Here is a 14,652-nt window from a genome sequence, read left to right as displayed (position 1 = left end):
GCAAAGTCTCAGTGAAAGACCAGCAGCTCACTTTTCCCGGGCATATTTCGCTGGTTGATTCATATCAACAGCATGATGTGCCAGCTCTTACACTTCGGTCAAAAAAATGGCCTGTCTGAAAAGACAGGCCATTTTTATCATTATATCAATTCACTACTATCTTTTAGTTCAAGCCTCACCCGGCATACCAGCCGTTGAAAACAGCTTCATACTATTCAATGGCAATTGGGACAGGAAAGGCAGTTTGGAACCGACTTCACGACCGCGCTTTGGGCGCTTTACCGTCTGACCATCCTCCCCTGGAAACTGCAAACCTGTGCCATCAAGCATATCCAGATTCAATTCCCATGATTTTTTAGACCGTTCTTTCCACACATGCAAGGCATGCTGGTAATACGTCTGCGCCTGCGGCTTGCTCCAGCCATTGATCCTGGCTAATTGCGCCATGGCGGCTTCAAACTCATCATCACTTTTTGCCCGGCTCAGCTCTATATTTTTAACTGAGTGGCAACGTGGACACAAGCTCATCAACGCCGTGATTTTTTGCGTGCCCTTGAGCTCATCATATTCAAACACTTCATGGCACTCAACAGGATGCTGATGACCTTGCTCAAAACCATTTTCCAGGCAAATCTCACAACGATAACCGGCACGTACAAAAACCGCTTTTTTAAGACGATTGAATTCAGCGTGACCAAGATAGCTACGGACACTGGAAAAGCGGCTGGAAAAGGGGACGGGCTCGATAGACAGCACTGGACGGCTCACGGGCACTTGCAACAGATTTTCTGCACTTGAAGCAGTAGTGACGATAGTTGGACGCAGAGCCGCCGTTTTTTTCAATTCCTGCTGCAGGGCAGGCAATTCACTGACGAGCACGCCTATTTCACTGGCCTGCCTGTTAACTACGCGGACATATGGAAATATAGCAGCCAGCTGCGTCAGGCCAAAGTTCAATTCATCCCTGAACAGCAGTCCTTGCTCTTCATAGAAATCTTCACGTGCCAGTACCCGGCGCTGCGCCAGTGACAAGGGGCCAAGCAGGCATAAGCGCTTGCTTTGCGTATCAGGGTCATAGGCCACTACCATACGCAAGGTGTGCATCGTCAGGTCCGCCCATCTGGTCAGTGGCTGGGCTGAGGGTTCTGAAGATTTCAAGTCCTCATTCATGATTTCGTTCACTGAATGCTCCAAACTAAAACGCACTTATCAATCTTTATGTTCCGGGTTTTGCTGAGTCTGTTTCTTGAACCTGGCACCAGAGCGCCAACCCGCTACATCCGTCTTGAATCCATGTACGATGTTCCGGCCCAACTGGCGTAAGGAACGCAAGCACCAGACAACTATGCGTACGAACAATTTGCGCGGCCTGGCCGTCTCAGGATCAAGTTCAGATTGCTGATCAAAGGCATATACAACAAGACAAAGCAATACGACCACCAAAATCCAAAAGTACACCATTTCTACCTCACACCGTCTTTTTTACTTGCCGTCTTCATTTCCATGGGCCCTTCATTGTTGCAGAGAAGAATGTCCACATGATGAAAAATGCTGACTTGCTTATTTAAATTTAGCTTAAAAAGACAGGAGTTGCCGTAGATTAATAGTAACTATTCATGAATCTTGGCAAGCGTTTAAGCTACATATCTTAACCTAGCGGCCATATTCAGCCTATAGCGTGAGGTCCAAACTGGTTTTGCTTTTGTTTCTATTTGCAAGCACACTTGACAAAAAATAAAATACATAAACAACAAGCTACCATACCACTTGCTGACGCCGCCGCCCTCTGTTGCGATACTTGAGATAGTGCTTGAGATGCCGCTATGAAGCAGCAGCAGTTTTAACCATCGTTTCAATAGAAATCAGGCCGCCGTTGCCGCTAGTTGCATGGCATCCCTGTCAGCCTGTTTTCCATCAATTTGAACACTGAATACCTACTCAAGTATGTAGATTAGCTCCTCAAATTTCTGTCAGCATCAGCCTCAGGAAACATTTGGTTTCAATTTTTTCTGATCATGCGTTCTATCTGATCGACTTCAGGTTGCTCAGGGACAATGAAAGCATTGCGTTCACCGCCACGCTGATAAATCAGCAGAGGAGTTCCTCTAAATTTGGTATCGCGCAAGAACAACAGATTCTGTGACAAAGACCGCGCCATCTTGTCATCTGGCGCGACGGACTTGATGGTTTTCCTGAACATTTTTTCGACGATATCGGTTTCACCGCGATTCAATAAAAAGTAGGCTGCCATTTGCGCCGATGGGCTTTGCATATTATTACCGCTCAATGAAATGACGGGTATCCAGCGTACGCGCAAGAGACCGCGCTGCACATAAGGCCGCAACATTTCCCAGGTTTTATGGCAATGCGGGCAGATAGGATCAAAGATCACATACACAATGTTATTGCCGCTTCCCTCTTCTACCCAGGCGGTAGATTTTTCTGCTGCGGCAAAGACCTTGTTCTTGAATTCGGTAGGAACAGTTTCCAACTCGCGAATGGTGGTGAGCATCTTGCTCTGCTCAGTGACGGTTTTATCGACTTCGTTCGCCAGCCCCGGGACTGCAGCAGGCGCGGCCTGGGCGATGCCTGCCTGTTCAGCCAGCTCGATTTTGGTGATGGAGCCACCAGAAGAGTTAAACACCTCGCCAGCCGCCAGGAATTTGCCATTGGCGGTGACATAAAATATTTTCTTGCTGCCATTGCGCTCTACCACCAGGCCTTTGAAGCCGGAAGAAGAACGGAATTCTTTGACAATATTATTGCCCTTGCCCTGCATGATGCGGTTCCAGTCCGGCACCGACTTTGGCGCTACGCTTTTTTGTGACAGCGGCTGGCCGTCTTCACCGAACAGCTCGCCTGAAAAAAGATAGTCGCCGTTTTCAGTCACATAGAATGTTTTTTCTGCACCGGCGGCTTCTACTACCAGACCACGGAACCCGGAAGGCGAAGAAAATTCCTTGACGACCTTGTTGCCACGCGCCGTCATGATTTTCTTCCAGTCTGTTGCTGCCATTGCAGACAGGGAAAGCGACACACCCAGCGCCATGAGTATACTTTTTACCAAGCGTTTCTTTTGCATTACATCATGCCTTCCATAAATTCGGCTTTCCCACTACATCAGTGTGAACAAACCCACGTTTTTTATATAAGCCAACACCGCCAGCCCTGAGACTGAGAGCGGCACCGGCGAGATCTTCCACGCTGACACCATCGAGCCAGCCATCAGCAGCGCCGGCATACACATGACCAGAATCTGCTGCTGCGCCTTCGGTCTGGTCATTCGTGACCCATGAGCGATAGCCAGAGGTCAGGTGGTAATAACCGTGTATGCCCTGGTTAAACCAGAAATGGCTCTGCACCGCCGTAATCAACGCTGCCAGGCGCATATCCACCTGGACTACCCTGCTGCTCCTGACATCCCGTAAAAACCAGCACAGGCGCTTGTAGCCCTCGGCATCGATACGGCCATCCTTACCCCACAGCAAAAAGTCAGCGCGCTCAGCCGCATGCCACTTCGAGGCTTCGCGCGTCAGATAAATCCTGCGTAATATGCGACCTTCACCAGATTTCTCTGGGTAGTAAAAATCTGGCCTGAACAACTGCCCAGTTGCACCATTGGCAGCACCCGCTGTGGCAGGCAAGATCAGCCCCGCCGCAACCGCAAAGGACTTGGCCAGGAAATCACGCCTGGGTGCTTGCGCTGTGCTGGTTTCCAGGTGAACTGGCAGTTTGTTCATGTGCATCATTACCTTGCAGCGTATTTCTTGCTGAATGCTTCTATCAGGCTAGTTTTGCCGCTGCGCTTTGCCGGTGTAGGCTGGCAGGCATAGGAAGCATTGGCGACAATGGCATTGATGACATGCGCGGCATCATTTTGCGCCTTCGAGGCATCCACACCCAGCAGCCTGTCCATCGCCACCAGAGCGGCATGGGTATGCTGCTGGTCTATCAATATCTGCGTCTGCCTGGCCTTGCCATATTTCTCTTCCATGGCATACAAGTCACTCAGGGTAGTTGCCGTTTGCCAGCTGGTTTCATACGCATTTGCAGGTGCCAGTTGTTCGTGCATGCTGGCCTGTATATCTGCGGCCCACGGGGCGACTACTGCCTTGCTGGCTTCATCGAGGCTATCATTGCTGCGGCCAAAGATGCTGATCACGGCGCCATCAAATTCCTGTTCCGCTGCTTTTTTCTGGCCGGATCGTTTGCCAAACAGGGTACGTGCGGTGCGCTCCCTGACACCTGTTTCCTGTGTTGCTGACGCGGCCTGACTCTCTGTTTTTACCGTAGCGACATGGCTTGCGGACTGGACGGCAGCAGGTGCGCTGTCAGCGGCGGGCGTAGCCTTGGCGATGACAGGAGCTGCTTCTGCAACTACCGCTTCTTTCGCAGCAGCTACGTCTTTCTCTGCCTGCGCCTTCGCTGCATCAGCTTTCTTTTTCAATGCTTCCGGCGACAAATCCCATTCTGCCATTTCACCATAGGCAGGTGGTTTGACTTTGATGAAGTGATTCAGCCTGTATTTGGTCAAGAGATTACGTTCATCGACCATGCCGCATGAGAACATGCGGGCACGGATAATCCTGGACTTGAACAGGATATGTGCTTCACCCGGCGTCTGCTCTTTCAAGTCTTGCAGTGAGCCACGTGAACGCTGTTCCATGGTGGCATTCATATTGTCCATGTAGTTGGTGGACATGCCATTGGTGCTGGCTTGCATGCCGCCCATGACCATGACATCAGCCATGCCTACGGACTTTTCAAAAATTTCATAAGTACGCTCGGCATCTTCCAGCTTCATGAAGATCTTGATATTGCAGTTGGCGGCGATGGAGGCCGCATCTTCTTTCGACGCCTTTTCAAAGCCCGGCATATCCTGGCTGGCGAATACCATGCTGAAACCAAGGCTACGCGCCTGTGCAGGCATGACGGCAACACCGGGCACGGCGTAGGCGCCATATTCATCAAGTATCGTTACGAACGGCGATGGTGCATTGGTAGGCCGGTTATCCAGCACTTCCATCTTGCTGCCTTCCATCTGCGCACCAAGAGTTGCAGCCATCATGTTTTTCAGACTCATGATGACGACCTTACCGAGATTGGCGAGCTCGTCCTGAGATTTTTCCAGTGCGGGCAGCAAAACCACCAGGATGCGGCGATTGACGACGACGTCGTACAGATCGACTTCACCGAGATTGGTTTTAAAGATATGACCCAGCGTATCGGACAAGGAACCCAGCACGCGGGTAAATTGCATTTGCAGATAGCCATGCTGTTCCAGCGTCGTGGCTGACTGGTCAGCGCCTTTCTTTTCTACAAAGCCAGGCAGGGAACTCAGGTAAGCCTTGATGGCAGCCTGGGCACGATCAGACAATTTGATCGGCGTGCCATCGATAGGGTTCTTGCCATTCGATAAGGCGACGATGTATTTCAATTGCATGAAGTCACGTATGACTTCCACGTCCAGCAAGATACGGCCTGCATCGCGCAGGGATACCAGCGCAATCATCAAACCGGTCAGCAAGGAAATTGCGCGGCCCTTCCACATATCGCCGCTGCCGCCAGAATCGCCCATCAGACCGACCAGCAATTGTGTCAGCGCATCCGATGCACCAAAAGCAAAGGGATTGATGGTATTCGATAACTTGGTCAGTTGCGGGCCTTCAATATCACGTGAGCCAGTACCAAAATTGATGATGAGGAAATCATCTTCCCTGCCCATCGCACGGCTCATGGAAAAGATCGTGGCAAACAGGCTCGCATCGCCTTTACCATCGACGAAGATAAAGCCTGAACCCTGCATCAGGGCGTTATAAGCCATGGACACGAGGGCTACAGTTTTACCACTACCGGTAGAACCGAAGATCAGGATGTGAGTGCGCAGGTCATCATTATTGAACCAGAGTTCAGCATCGTCTTTTTTACGGTTACCAAAATGCGAGATGCCTTTGGCCCAGGTGGGCTTGTCGGTTGCTGGATTGATTTCTTCAGGATCAATAATACCTGAGCGGCCCTTGCCATCGTTCGCAGCAGCGTCATAGTCAGTGGACATGGGCATGCGAAAAGGCAGGCTGTAATGCTTGAAGCTGGAGCGTATATACAGGAATAGCAGGATGCCGAACACAAGAATGTATTCATGCCAGGTAGGCGAGATCATGGCGGCCGCGCCAATCACAAACATCAATATGCTGGCAGCTTCCGGCTTGAAAAGAATATCTTCTTTTATTCTTTGTAACTGCGGACGCGTATCACGACGTCTGTGATGGGCCTTGACCTCATTCTCCGGCTCAAGACCTGCCTGTTGTGGTTGGGCCATACTTCCCTCAATACTCGATTATGTCGATAACATCTGCCAATACATCTGCCAATAATTACAAGGGCCGTGCACCTGTCACACACCTGCCCTTTTCACTCCTGCACCAGAGCTGCCATTAAAAGCCGAAATTACCCTGGCTCTGTTCAGGCCTGGCTGCTGCACTTGGCGCTGTTGGTGCGGTTTGTGCAGGCTCCATCGCTGCACCAGGGCCACCGAGCATCAAGGATGGATCAGGCTGCGCGGGCACGGTTTGTTGCGGCTGGGCCATGAGCTCACTGCCGACAGTGCGGCTACGGTTGATGTTTTCCATCTGCCTTGCGACTTCCGGATTGCGCATTTCCATGCTGGTGGCGATTTCATCCAGGGATTTTTGTGGTGGGCGCTTGATCATGGGAATGGTCAGCAGCAAATACAAGACAATAAGGACACCGAGGATTTTCCAGAACCGGGTTTTCCTGGCATTCAGTTTTGCCAGCTTGCGCAAGGCCAGACCGGCACTTTGCATATTCGTGAAAGAGGCCAGCACCATGCCATGTTCCAGGCCATTACCCTGCCTGACGATGAGGTGGTAGGCATCATTCTTCAAATCACTGACCAGGCCACTTGCCAGTCTGGGCAGGACGCGGTCAGCTTGTGCCGCAGGAGCCGGGGTTGGCGCCGCATCGGATTCAACGGCAGCTCCCAGTGCTGGCTGCGGTGACAGGGTAGAACCACTTTCGATAGAAAATATTGAAAAGCCCTGTTCTATGGAGGGAAAGCGTATGACATTCGCCACTTCAACTTCGCGTGCGCCTTCCAGTAAAATTTTCCCAAGCACAGTCAATTCATGGGAATTGAAGTTCTTGTTGACACGGATAGCCTGATAGCTTTCAAAGCGATTGATCAGATTCTGTAACATTGCGTTTTCCTAAATAAAATCATATTGAATTCAAAAGCCATCACAGCTGGCTGCCGTAGGTATCGAGGTATTCATCCAGATAAGACTCCAGGCCATCCAGTGCGGTCTTGACATAGGGCCGCATTACTTTGTTACCTGACTGCAATTCAGCCTGGTAATGGGCAAATATGCCAGCGGATTCCATCCAGCAGGTTCTGCGCCCCAGGGCATTGAACATATAGAACAGCGTACGGTTGACTGGCTTGAGCCATAAGAATTCAGCCGAGGCCACTACACCACTAGTACGCGCCTTATCCAGCAAAGCCAGCATGGCAGTCGCCATATAGGCATGGCGCGAGAGTATCTTTACAATGACATCAGTATTTTTATATTTTTCAAAACAGGACAGGCCCAGTTCGGTATCGAATTTTTCCAGCGCCAGTTTGGCTGACAGATCATTGCTGGCGACACCGGCTGCCGTGCTGGATGCGGATAATTGATTCAATATCTTCAGCGCGGTTTTTTTGTCACCACTGATCTTGGCCATGAAGGAACCCAGCAAGGCTTTAAGATAGGGCGGCAAGTCATTGAACGATACAAATTTTGGCCCGAGTTGCCTGATCAATGCGACCTCTGCAGTGGCGCGGTCAAGACGGCGTTTATCGACGGGCAAACCACTGACAGGTGAAGTCTCCTGATAAATTTCCCATAACTGATTTTTCTCTACCCACTCCTTGGGAGTCGTGCTCCAGGCCCAGCGGCCACTCTCCACCGGTACCTTCAGAAGATTAGCGTCCAGCACTGGTGTAATGCAGGGCCACAATGTCACTTCTTTTTTTGCCAGGCTGAACATATCCCAGCGGCGTTTGAATTTTTGCGATGGGTGCTTGAAGAAAATATAGACACCCATGGCGACACATAAAAGCATGGCCGGTATCTTGGTATATTTGCCGATCAATTCACCGTTGGCGGCAAATTCATTATATTCAACATTGCCATAAGACACGCTGCCCATCCAGTCGACTGCCGCACGCACATCGGCATCAAACAGGCCTATCAACGGCCCGGTCACGTATGAGCGGAACAGGAAAACTGCGCCGACAATGAAACCCTTGCCGACAAACCAGAGTATCAACACACCTGCGGCAAACAGCAGCATGGCCCACAGGCCTTCGTTGGAAGTGTCGTTACCGGAATTACCTGCTTGTGGTGGCGGCATGCCCTGCTCCTGCGATTAAATATTCCCATCTGCCTTTGCTGGCATCATACAAAGCCAGCGACCGGAACCAGTTCAAAAATTCTATGTCTCGTTGAATTGCCTGATATTTTTTATAAACATTACCTACATAAGCCGAGCGGTAAGGCTCATTCGCCGAATGATATAAACCTATTGCACACCACACATCCGATTTGCAGGCGAGATACCTGAGCTTGAAAATATTTGCTCCTACATAGGCGTTCAGGCAATTATCTTTCAGCACCCGGTTCAATGGTATGCGATGCTCAGACAGATACTGCTTCCAGCTCGCATCATTAATCTGAAAACGGCCATAATCCTGAGTACGGTTTGCATTACCTGAAGTGCGCACCGACGAACCACGCTCCTGTGCGTAAATTGCCAGCAATGCCATGGACGGCACTTTGTAATACTCAGAGGCGCCTTTAATACAGGAATAAAAGGCTGGTTCCGAGCTGGTATCCACGGGCGCAATATAGGCATCCACGAACCTGTCCTCAATGATTATTGTGGTTCTTGTTCAGATCGATGACCTTGGAAGACTCTTCTGCGCGCCTGCCTGCATCTGCTTCTGTTTTTTCACTCAAACCCGCACTGATATCCTTGACACTTTCAGACAGAAAGGGAAACAATATTCCCAGGTACTCAGCAAATGAAAACAGCGCCCGATGCCGTATCTGGGTCAGGCGAAAATGAGCCACCAGCCATCGCGTACCTATCATCAGCATGACAGCCAGAGAAGTCACCAGATGCGTCAGTGGATTTTGCGAATATGGAGAGCCACAGGCAAACAGGAAAGCCACTGCTGTCAGCAATGCATAAATAGTCGTTTCTTTTTTCCTGTAAGCCAGGAATTCGGCAATGTCACCCTCACTCCAACCCAGGCGCTCCTGGGCTTCATTAAAACTTTCTTCCCTCTCCGACCGTGCGCTGGTAAACAAACGCTTGAATGCACTACGGGTAATACCGACCGCTTTCTGCGCATCACCTGAAGGAACAAGTTTGCGCCTGAGTGGCGATGCTTCTTTTTTTTCCGTCATTGGAACTCCACGAGCAGCAGCGATTAAGTATTTTCAGATTCAGGCTCTGGCATGGGGGTAAGCACCATCTGGAACAAGTCCAGCAAGCCATTGGCATTGACGATCTTTTTTTCTTCCAGTTCTTCCAGCAAACGTCCGTCATCTATCTCAAAGCGCCAGTCTTTCACTTTCCGGTAGCTGTACTGATGCATGCGTTCAATGGCGTCATGTACAAACAATAAAATGACGGTAGGTGAAACCTGCAAACCTGCATCTGACACCTGGGCACGATAACCCGTGCGGCTCTGGAAGCTGGGATCAGGAATCCAGTCAATGCCAAAACCCGGCGCCAGCGTACCCTCTACAGGTGCCACAGCATAATCACCCTCAAAAAAAGTATCTTTATAGTGCCGCTCTGCCAGGTATAACATGGCGGGGAACAAACCCTCTTCACCATATACCCAGTCATTTTCATTATGACCATAGACGATGCCATCATGGACACGTCCATCGGCATTATTGGCAAAGAAAATATATTGCGGCGCGAGCAGAGACTCCATGGTCTGACGCAATACAGGCAGCGCATTGATGTTGTCTGCTGCGCTCATGGCTACGGCATTCATTTGGCACGTATCTCCAGAATTTTCAATTCGCAGACCTGGTTCATGGCATCCAGCGCCAGTTTTTTATCGACCTTGCCTATCAGGCCCAGTTGTACTGCCCGGTTTTGCGGAGAGATGTAATACTGGTCTTCGATCAAGGTACCAAACAAAGTGCTGATGTGCTGCATCGACTTGCTACCTGCCTCACGCACAAAGGGCAGGCGCATGACCTGCTCACTCAACTGCCGGGCTTTTTCTTCATACGGAGGGAAAGGCTCGCCACGTGACCCAGCCAGTAATGCGCCCATGGCGACGTCAGAAAACCCGGCACAAATCTGGCTGGCCTGTGCCATCGAAAACACAGAAGGAGCACCGCTACCCGCATCTTTTTGACCAAAAGAATTTTGCCCATTGGCCACTGGCGCCGCCGCAGTGTTAGCACCTGACTGACCCTGAGGGGCATCCAAAGGCCTGGACATGTCCATAGCCGGTGCAGCAGTAGTGGACTGAGAATTGCCGGACAAACCGAAGTCACCACTTACCGTTGCCGCAGTCTCATCAATTTTGACACCATTGCCATTACTCTTACCAGCCATGCCGGTATAAGCAGCCACGGCGCAAGAAAGCACGATCAGCAACAAAGCTGCAACACCCGTATAGTGCAAGACCCGGGGCTTGCCACCGCCCGCAGGCGCGTACATACGCGTTACCAGCATCAACAGACCCAGGATAAAGAAAGAAGTAGCTGCGTAAACCATGGACTTATTTACCTGAACGGAAATAGTCAGCGAAGGCGGTCTTGCCTGCCGCTTTTTCTGCTGCGATACGCTCTTGCTCATCACGTTGCGCTTCAGCAGCCTCGGCCATCGCATCTCTGAGCTCTATGCGGATATAACGCTCTTTTTCAAATACCGTAATCTGCACGCTTTTTGTACGCAAGCGCTTGGTGTCGCGATATTGGTGGAAATTATTTCTTCCCTCATCGGAAAAATAAGCCAGGTCTTCCATGGCGGCATACAGATTGCCAACAAAGCTGCCATCAGACTGTACGTAAGGGTCCCAACCCAGCGGGATGCGGGATTCAAAGCGGAAAGCATAACGATGCGCCCAGGCATCCACATGTTGCCCCAGGGTCTGGCCACGTTCATAAAACCAGGTGTAATTCATGGTCACGGGATCTGCTTTGGCATGGTCAGCAGCCTGCGCAGGTTCGAGCTTCATGTCCCGCATGAAAGGTGAAGACGACTTTGCCGGTAATTCGACTATGCCCTTGAAATTGTTTTCTGGAATAACTTCACGATACTGCGCCGTTGTTTGCCGTGTGGCACAGCCCGATACAGTGAGCGCTGCCATCACTACTACCATAGAAAAAACTTTCACCTGTCACTCCTCTATACAGCGAATCCGACTTGATAATCCAGCGATACCGGCACGCGTTCTATTAAATTCACCGCGTAGCCACCAGCCTGCTCCAGCTTGACCAGACCGCAGCCATCGCGAAACAGGAAAGACATCGCGAATGCCTGCTGTCCATCCGAGCCATACATGCAAACCGCCCTGGCTATCATTTCATTCATGACATAGCGGGTGTTCAGATGCAGGGATTTGATGTCATAGTCCAACACAACTGCGTCAGACACGGCGACATCTACCTGCAATTGCCCGGCTGGTCTTGATAAAAAAATCATGCAGTTGTGAAAGCAAAATGGCGCAACCACTTCTGCATCCAAAACCATCTGCACATCCAGCAAATATTGCACACACAGTTGCACTGCTTTTTGCAGGACAATCTTTTCTGCAGGCTTTATAGCCACAGCCACTTCACCAGTGTGCAGATTCGATTCCAGGTTCACAGCAAACACTCTACGCAAGTCAATAAAAAAGCAGCCATTGGCTGCTTTACTGTTCAATACAGATATATGTGATTGTATGCACCAGCTTTCTGCATGACCAGATCAGACTGGCAGCAGGCCGGAAGAATGCAGACTCAGGATGCTTTCATACAACCTGCCACACCGGGCAGGCTATCTGGCAAAACATCCCTGTCCAGTTGATTGCCAGCCATTGAATCGCGCTGGCATTCCGCGCAAAAGCAGCACAAAGCAATCATCAACTTTTAAATTCGCATTTTGTGGCGCAGGCAGCAGCACCACCCCCATATATGAGGCAAAGTTTAGGCGAATGAAAATCAAAAGTCAAACGATTTTCCGCAAGTACCTTTCGGACATCGAAAAACCTTCTGCAAGCAGGGCCGTGACGGCGTGATCATGCTCTTCCAGGCGATTGCATTTGATCGCCAGCTCAGCAAAATTTGCTGAGAAAGCCGGGATGGAACCGCCATATCTGGCATCAACTATCCAGTTAACAAACTTCTTTAAATTCCCACTGGCAATCTTTTTTTCTGACCACTCCTTAACGCGCTCAAAATTGTGCAATACCAAAAGTTCAGGGCGCGGTACTTTGACGACAAATTCACCGATAGGGTCGGAACATATTTTGTCTTCGTAAAATTCATAATCACCATTGGTCTTGAGCATTTCATAAGGCGGGTGCAGAGATTGCACCAGCATCAACTTAATGTCGCCCTCACCCAGTTCCAGACCATAAGAATACTCACCCGCAACAAACACCAGGGGCGGCCCGGACTCAGACTTGATTGCTTCGAGCGTGAATGCACTCGAATAACATAAGCCCGTGGCATTCTTGAAATGCAGGCTGGCCAGGCGTATCGCATGCCGCATCAGAATGGCCTTACCATCTGTCATCTTGTCAGTTGGTATATATACGCCGTGAGCTACACGTTGTATCAGTGCTTTTTGTGCCAGGTAGTAACTTTTATTTTTCGCGATATTGGTCCCGACTATCATCAGCTCAGGAAACACTTCATCCACCGCCACCTCTTTGGCAGGTGACTTGCGTCGCACTGTCACTTTCGCTACTTTCTCTGGCACAGTTTTACTTGATTTCAATTACAGGCTTCCTCAACAAAAACAATGTTTACAAACTGGAACTCATTTCCATGAGCTTTGGCAAAATGAGTTCTAGTATATTCTGAATTAAGCCCTGCCCCACGACTCACATACACACTTAACAACAACCTGACTTTTAAAATCTTCAACCAGATATCCAGTCACGCATTCAACCTCATCGCAGGCATTTGCATTTTTGACTTTGGCATGTAGATAAAAGTAGTCAAGCAGGCATTATCCAGTTCACTTTTGAGTCATGTTATGGCCTTTGCGGCAAATATCAGACGTCATTGTGTTACATTTTGTAAGACGGTCACAAGGTTTATGCCAAGTCCCCACATATGCCCGACAATGTGCTTAATAAAAAAGTCGCCTACGTGCATTATGCATTTCGCGGTGTCAACGAAACTGCTCAGCAAGCGTTTTGATGTGAAATTGCGCTTACTTTTGAATTCGATTTGGAAATAATAAACTTGCGCTTTTACCAGTTGAAAATCTGAAAATCGCCCTCATTTGCACTCGACATGTCAAACAAGCATGTTGCATTCATCCGGTTTGATATAAAAAGCATTTGCTCAAAGAAATCAAGGTGGTTCAAGGTGTTCACATCATCTGATACTGCGTACTGCAATGAGGCAGGAATTGAAATACTGTAGTGCCGCAGCCGGAAGGTCAGCGTTTGACTTTCCTACTTTAATTTCGTAATATCTCGCGTGCTAAAAATAAAAAATTGCTTGAAGAAAGCAAGAGGACAAAGATGAGTGGCTCAACTATCAATCTTACGGAGGAAGATATTCTTGATGTACTTCGCCGTAATGGAGTTGATCCTGAATTTGTCGCTCCAGAGCAACTAGACCGCATTTTTGAATATGTCGAATCGGAAGAAGACCGCGTTCTTTCCGGGGTACTTTACTTTGAAGACCCAAAACAAATTCAAATGTATGCGCGTGTCGAAATCGCCAATATCTTGCGCGAAAAAGGCATACTTGAAATCAAGCCCGAGCTTGCCGTCACAGTCACCGGTGCCTGCCTGATCAGCACTGATATTTTCGAACGCTATAATAAAATTCGTGCCGAAGTTGAAAAACTGGAAAAATTCGGCAATGTTGCCATCACCATTAATCCTGGTGTCGATGGTGATAAATCTGCCCATCAGATCAGTGTAGATATTCATGAAGTCGCATTGGAAAACGTCAATGCTGCGTCTTTGATCACCGATGCCCTGTCAGAAATTTCCAAGCGCGCCATGTTGGGCGGCAGCTTTCAAGTCAATTTCATTGAACAGCGCGAAGACACTGCAACACATCAACGCAATATCGACAGCGGCATCATGCCAGCCAAACTGGAAGTTATCGACTTTGGTTACGGCAGTGATGGCGATGAGAAATTTGCCGAGCGCACTTACAAAGACGTAGAGGGTGATTTTTTCACACTGCGCCGCGAAGCAGGTGGTTATTCACAATTCAGCGTGATTGGCCCCTATCAGAATGCCAGCGAGAAGGAAAATGCGGCTGTCAGCACTCTCAATGGTGATAACTGGACCAAGGTAGAGCCTGAACTGTTTGAGTTAATCAATCAAAAGCTTGAACAAACTGCCACCGCCAGAAGCACCCCAAAAATGTAATGCAA

The 14,652-nt window shown here is 49.5% G+C and carries 15 protein-coding genes; 1 reads left to right on the top strand and 14 read right to left on the bottom strand.

The genetic code is table 11. From position 1 onward, the window contains the following. Positions 1–168: 168 nt before the first annotated feature. From ACO0LI_RS06250 to ACO0LI_RS06185, 14 genes are all read right to left on the bottom strand, one after another. Positions 169–1,182 (bottom strand): HNH endonuclease, encoded by a 1,014-nt coding sequence (locus ACO0LI_RS06250; protein ID WP_422950201.1) that lies wholly within the window; start codon positions 1,180–1,182, stop codon positions 169–171. Positions 1,183–1,209: 27 nt separating this feature from the next. Beyond that, positions 1,210–1,461, bottom strand: a complete 252-nt coding sequence (locus tag ACO0LI_RS06245) for a hypothetical protein (RefSeq protein WP_422976597.1) — start codon at positions 1,459–1,461, stop codon at positions 1,210–1,212. 538 nt (positions 1,462–1,999) lie between these two features. After that, positions 2,000–3,082 carry a hypothetical protein gene (locus ACO0LI_RS06240; protein WP_423031708.1) on the bottom strand — a complete coding sequence of 361 codons (1,083 nt, stop codon included), beginning with the start codon at positions 3,080–3,082 and terminating at the stop codon, positions 2,000–2,002. Positions 3,083–3,086: 4 nt separating this feature from the next. Beyond that, positions 3,087–3,740: a YcbK family protein gene (locus tag ACO0LI_RS06235; RefSeq protein WP_423031706.1), complete on the bottom strand. Its 654-nt coding sequence runs from the start codon at positions 3,738–3,740 to the stop codon at positions 3,087–3,089. 8 nt (positions 3,741–3,748) lie between these two features. Further along, a complete protein-coding gene (locus ACO0LI_RS06230) occupies positions 3,749–6,319 on the bottom strand; it encodes a type IV secretory system conjugative DNA transfer family protein (protein ID WP_423031704.1) in 2,571 nt (856 codons plus the stop codon). A 115-nt stretch (positions 6,320–6,434) separates the two neighbouring features. Continuing rightward, positions 6,435–7,217 (bottom strand): hypothetical protein, encoded by a 783-nt coding sequence (locus tag ACO0LI_RS06225; RefSeq protein ID WP_423031702.1) that lies wholly within the window; start codon positions 7,215–7,217, stop codon positions 6,435–6,437. Positions 7,218–7,257: 40 nt separating this feature from the next. Then, positions 7,258–8,415 (bottom strand): type IVB secretion system coupling complex protein DotM/IcmP, encoded by a 1,158-nt coding sequence (gene icmP, locus ACO0LI_RS06220; RefSeq protein ID WP_423031700.1) that lies wholly within the window; start codon positions 8,413–8,415, stop codon positions 7,258–7,260. Next, positions 8,393–8,920 carry a lytic transglycosylase domain-containing protein gene (locus ACO0LI_RS06215; protein ID WP_423031698.1) on the bottom strand — a complete coding sequence of 176 codons (528 nt, stop codon included), beginning with the start codon at positions 8,918–8,920 and terminating at the stop codon, positions 8,393–8,395. The genes icmP and ACO0LI_RS06215 overlap by 23 nt, the downstream gene beginning before the upstream one ends. A gap of 10 nt (positions 8,921–8,930) precedes the next feature. After that, on the bottom strand, positions 8,931–9,473 hold the full coding sequence (locus ACO0LI_RS06210) for a hypothetical protein (protein WP_423031696.1): 543 nt from the start codon (positions 9,471–9,473) through the stop codon (positions 8,931–8,933). A gap of 23 nt (positions 9,474–9,496) precedes the next feature. Next, on the bottom strand, positions 9,497–10,075 hold the full coding sequence (locus tag ACO0LI_RS06205) for a hypothetical protein (RefSeq protein ID WP_423031694.1): 579 nt from the start codon (positions 10,073–10,075) through the stop codon (positions 9,497–9,499). Beyond that, positions 10,072–10,812: a hypothetical protein gene (locus tag ACO0LI_RS06200; protein ID WP_423031692.1), complete on the bottom strand. Its 741-nt coding sequence runs from the start codon at positions 10,810–10,812 to the stop codon at positions 10,072–10,074. The genes ACO0LI_RS06205 and ACO0LI_RS06200 overlap by 4 nt, the downstream gene beginning before the upstream one ends. 4 nt (positions 10,813–10,816) lie before the next feature. Further along, positions 10,817–11,434, bottom strand: coding sequence for a hypothetical protein (locus ACO0LI_RS06195; RefSeq protein WP_423031690.1), 618 nt, complete (start codon positions 11,432–11,434; stop codon positions 10,817–10,819). Between the two features lie 11 nt (positions 11,435–11,445). Then, on the bottom strand, positions 11,446–11,964 hold the full coding sequence (locus ACO0LI_RS06190; protein WP_423031688.1) for a hypothetical protein: 519 nt from the start codon (positions 11,962–11,964) through the stop codon (positions 11,446–11,448). A gap of 285 nt (positions 11,965–12,249) precedes the next feature. Next, positions 12,250–13,023: a hypothetical protein gene (locus ACO0LI_RS06185; protein WP_423031686.1), complete on the bottom strand. Its 774-nt coding sequence runs from the start codon at positions 13,021–13,023 to the stop codon at positions 12,250–12,252. Between the two features lie 757 nt (positions 13,024–13,780). Between ACO0LI_RS06185 and ACO0LI_RS06180 the strand changes: the two genes are divergently transcribed. Next, positions 13,781–14,647, top strand: a complete 867-nt coding sequence (locus ACO0LI_RS06180) for a hypothetical protein (protein ID WP_423031684.1) — start codon at positions 13,781–13,783, stop codon at positions 14,645–14,647. Positions 14,648–14,652: the final 5 nt, after the last annotated feature.

It is taken from the genome of Undibacterium sp. Tian12W (assembly GCF_049339405.1).
GTDB lineage: Bacteria > Pseudomonadota > Gammaproteobacteria > Burkholderiales > Burkholderiaceae_D > Undibacterium.
The sequence above is the reverse complement of the archived record's forward strand: the minus strand, read 5'-3'. Positions and strand labels throughout refer to the sequence as shown.

Bases quoted from the DNA above. Each gene is read 5' to 3' on its own strand.
- ACO0LI_RS06245 (WP_422976597.1), bottom strand. From the start codon at position 1,461: ATGGTGTACTTTTGGATTTTGGTGGTCGTATTGCTTTGTCTTGTTGTA.
- ACO0LI_RS06240 (WP_423031708.1), bottom strand. From the start codon at position 3,082: ATGCAAAAGAAACGCTTGGTAAAAAGTATACTCATGGCGCTGGGTGTG.
- ACO0LI_RS06235 (WP_423031706.1), bottom strand. From the start codon at position 3,740: ATGAACAAACTGCCAGTTCACCTGGAAACCAGCACAGCGCAAGCACCC.
- ACO0LI_RS06230 (WP_423031704.1), bottom strand. From the start codon at position 6,319: ATGGCCCAACCACAACAGGCAGGTCTTGAGCCGGAGAATGAGGTCAAG.
- ACO0LI_RS06225 (WP_423031702.1), bottom strand. From the start codon at position 7,217: ATGTTACAGAATCTGATCAATCGCTTTGAAAGCTATCAGGCTATCCGT.
- icmP (WP_423031700.1), bottom strand. From the start codon at position 8,415: ATGCCGCCACCACAAGCAGGTAATTCCGGTAACGACACTTCCAACGAA.
- ACO0LI_RS06210 (WP_423031696.1), bottom strand. From the start codon at position 9,473: ATGACGGAAAAAAAAGAAGCATCGCCACTCAGGCGCAAACTTGTTCCT.
- ACO0LI_RS06205 (WP_423031694.1), bottom strand. From the start codon at position 10,075: ATGAATGCCGTAGCCATGAGCGCAGCAGACAACATCAATGCGCTGCCT.
- ACO0LI_RS06200 (WP_423031692.1), bottom strand. From the start codon at position 10,812: ATGGTTTACGCAGCTACTTCTTTCTTTATCCTGGGTCTGTTGATGCTG.
- ACO0LI_RS06180 (WP_423031684.1), top strand. From the start codon at position 13,781: ATGAGTGGCTCAACTATCAATCTTACGGAGGAAGATATTCTTGATGTA.